The organism is Desulfurococcus sp., from assembly GCF_049970475.1.
GTDB classification, from domain to species: Archaea; Thermoproteota; Thermoprotei_A; order Sulfolobales; family Desulfurococcaceae; genus Desulfurococcus; species Desulfurococcus amylolyticus.
Map to the genome: position 1 here is coordinate 1 of NZ_JBMFMW010000120.1, position 3182 is coordinate 3182.

A 3182-nucleotide genomic window follows, 5' to 3' on the forward strand; every position below is an offset into this window, starting at 1 on the left:
CAAGGATGCGGGGCTCTGGCCCCCGTGACCGGGGTTCGAATCCCCGCCCGGCTACCTCTCTATTTTTCATGGCACTATTGAATACTAGCCTAGGAATGAAAATATAAAAAAGTATTAAAGATGCGTGTTTGAGATGTTTTACTCCCATGCTTTCATTTTATTTATTACATCATCCGGGACCCTTCCCTCTAACACATCCTTGATTGCCTCGTCTACAATGTTTATCCCAGCGTCAAGTTCCTCCCTTGATATCACGAGTGGAGGGGCAATCCTCAGGACATTACCGTATTTACCGTAGGTCATCATTATTACCCCTTTCTCCCATGCCCTCCATATTATTTTAAGTGCTGTTTTTCTGTCAGGGATCTTCTGCTTCTTCTCCTTGACTATTTCAACCCCGATCATTAGTCCCTTACCCCTTACATCGCCAATTATTTCGTATTTTTCCTTCAACTCATTCAACCTTTTTACAGCATAGTCGCCGAGTTCCCTGGCTTTCTCTACTAGGTTATAATTCTTAATGTATTTGATGGTGGCTATGGCTGCCACGCAGGATAATGCATGTGCGGCTGAGGTGGCAAAGAATGTTTGAGGCGGCGCGGCATCCAGTATTTCGCTTCTACCGATAACAGCTGATATAGGCATACCTCCCCCTAGTGCTTTACCTAGGACTACTAGGTCTGGCTCCACGTTAAAGTGCTCTATTGCCAGCCATTTACCTGTCCTACCCATACCTGTCTGGACTTCATCATCTATAATTATTATCCCGTTTTCCCTGGCTAGCTTGAATAAGCCTTTAACATAGTTCTCCGGGGGAACTAATACTCCGCCATCGCCCTGTATGGGCTCCATTATTATAGCTGCAAAACTGGACGGGTTAATCTTCTTCAGTAAGTCCTCTAATTTTGAAAGGTGGTGATCGCCGCATTCTCTAGGGTCTTCTATATTACCACATCTATATGTATCCGGGTACTCCACGAAGTACACGTCTTTAAACGGTATTGCTTTCCTGATCTCCTCCCTGAATGATCCACCTACAGCTATCCCAAGAGCTGTTGTCCCATGGTATGAGTAAGTATACGATATCACGCCGGGTCTACGGGTATAGATGAACGCGGCTTTAAGCGCTGTATCATTAGCATCCCCACCTGAGAGACCGAATACAACTTTTTTCCTATGGTTTCCCAACGTGATTCCTGTAAGTAGCTCCGATAATTCTATTACTGGTTCATGGTATAAATAGAGACAGTAATGTATGAATTTATCTAGGTGCTCCTTGATGGCTTTGATAACCTCCTCGTTACTGTGACCTATATTATATGTTGCGGCACTACTGAGGAAGTCTATATATTCTCTCCCATTTATATCCCATACCTTCGACGCCTTTGCCCTACTAACCACCAGGGGAAAATACTTGAATCCCTGACTACTTGAAACATGTCTCCAATATTTCTCTATGAGTTGAAGATCTTTTCCAGGTCTCTCATTATCCATTACATAACACCAGGAAACTCAAGCCCGCAACCCGGTATTACGAGGGTTTCACCGGCTGGCTTTTCCTACCTGTGAGCCATGCCACTATCTCAAGCACTAGAAGTATGGCCACTATGGTTATATGCGCCGGCCAATTAGATACTACTTCATCTATACTTGTCATGAACCCTAGTTCTAGTAAGAGTATTGTTAACAGTATTAGCGATGAGACCCATACTATTAAACTAGCCATCGATCTCTGATAGATGTTTTCTCCACTCATTTCCCATCCCATAATAGAATATTAATAGGAACACATAATAAATGTTTCCATATTATTTGGAAACATTTAAAAATAATGCAATAGTATATAAACTGTGGATAGGTAAAAATGTGATGGGGATCTTGAGTGGGTGTACTTGAATCGATAATTGAAGCAATAAACTTCATAGATGGACTAGTATGGGGTCTTCCTGCGGTAATAATATTGGCTGGAACAGGGCTCTCGATAGCGATTCTCGGCCGTTTATTCCAGGTAACCAAGTTTAAAGCTGTACTTAAGAACATGTTGTATAAGGGTACGGGTGGTAAGGGAGAGGTAAGTCCATTTGCGACATGGGCTGCAGTTATGGGGGCCACGGTGGGTGTAGGTAATATAGCCGGTGTCTCCACAGCTGTTCATTTAGGTGGTGCTGGCGCGCTCTTCTGGATGTGGGTTTGCGCTATCCTTGGGATGGGTACTAAAGCCGTTGAAGCCACGCTGGGTGCTTGGTCTCGGAGAATCACGCCGGATGGGAAAGTTGAAGGGGGTACACCATATTATATAAGGCTGGTGCCGACTGTAGGCCCGGCGCTCGCAGTGTTATTCTCTATATTCGCATTTATCGCTGCGTATGGTATAGGTAATACTGTGCAGGCGAATAATGTGGCCCTTGGTGTTGAATATATTGCTAAAGCCTATGGATTTGATGTTTTCCAAGCAAAGTTGATAACGGGTATATTAATTTTCATATTTACAGCAATAGTAGTCTTGGGCGGTGTCAGAAGGATCGCTGATGTATCGAACTTCCTGGTGCCGTTCATGGCTACATGGTATATTGTAGCATCACTTGTGATATGGATAAAATATGGCAGTAATCTCCCGCTGGCTTTCAGAGAGATATTTACTTATGCATTCACACCGCAGGCAGCAGCAGGCGGTCTCTCTGGTTGGCTAGTTTACTCGGCTATCAGATACGGCTTTGCAAGGGGGTTGTTCTCTAATGAGGCTGGATTGGGTAGTGCTCCAAACATGTATGCGTATATGACTGTCGACCACCCTGGTAGAGTAGGTCTCTACGGTGTCTTCGAGGTTTTCATGGATACAATAGTCATATGCTCTATGACCGGTATAGTTGATATAGTTACCCGTGTATATATCGAGAGACCAGATCTATCTGGTGCACAATTAGCCATGGAGGCTTTCTATAGAACCTATGGAATATGGGCGCCTGTAGTACTTGGTTTAGCATTAGCATTATTCGCGTATACAACCCTGTTGACATGGGAGTGGTATGGTGAGGTCAACTGGATCTACTTCTGGGTTAAAACACTTAAATTACCTGAGAAACCAATGAGGTGGATATGGAGGTTCATGTGGGTTATACCCATAATACCTGCAGCAATTGCTACAGCAGATATGTTCGAGGTATTCTGGAATTTCGCTGATA

Annotated in this window: 3 protein-coding genes; 1 reads left to right on the top strand and 2 read right to left on the bottom strand. The window is 43.9% G+C overall.

The window, feature by feature from the left end:
• Window positions 1-138: 138 nt before the first annotated feature.
• Entirely contained in the window at window positions 139-1494 is a 1356-nt protein-coding gene (locus ACP5N5_RS06410; RefSeq protein ID WP_012609047.1) for an aspartate aminotransferase family protein, read from the bottom strand.
• Window positions 1495-1531: 37 nt separating this feature from the next.
• On the bottom strand, window positions 1532-1756 hold the full coding sequence (locus ACP5N5_RS06415) for a hypothetical protein (protein ID WP_428134175.1): 225 nt from the start codon (window positions 1754-1756) through the stop codon (window positions 1532-1534).
• A gap of 126 nt (window positions 1757-1882) precedes the next feature.
• On the opposite strand from ACP5N5_RS06415, the gene ACP5N5_RS06420 reads away from it, so the two are divergent.
• A partial coding sequence (locus tag ACP5N5_RS06420) for an alanine/glycine:cation symporter family protein (protein ID WP_428134179.1) occupies window positions 1883-3182 on the top strand: 1300 nt, incomplete at its 3' end.